The sequence below is a fragment of the Halomonas marinisediminis genome (assembly GCF_004347715.1).
Classification (GTDB): Bacteria; Pseudomonadota; Gammaproteobacteria; order Pseudomonadales; family Halomonadaceae; genus Halomonas; species Halomonas icarae.
In genome coordinates this window covers 1-222 of record NZ_SLTR01000848.1, presented here as the reverse complement: position 1 = coordinate 222, position 222 = coordinate 1, and the positions used below count along the sequence as shown (strand labels likewise).

The 222-nt window shown below is 31.5% G+C and carries 1 protein-coding gene; it reads right to left on the bottom strand.

Annotated features, from left to right (window positions below; genetic code table 11):
• The coding region (locus E0702_RS19860) for a hypothetical protein (protein ID WP_205742182.1) at nt 1-222 on the bottom strand (222 nt) is incomplete at both ends.

Below are 222 nucleotides of genomic sequence, written 5' to 3'. Positions count from 1 at the left end.
CTATCTAAGGTGAATCGCAAAGTAGGATACTCAAATTCCAAAGTATCAATCCAATTTCTATACTTATGACTCCAATGGTCATTATCAAACTCTTGAGGTACTTCTATGCCAAAGTATAACAATTGCATTTTTATATAACTTTTTATACGTCTAAAATCCTTAACCAAATCATTTCGTCTTCTAAACATGCTACGTAATTGTTCTCGTTGAACTTCTGGTATA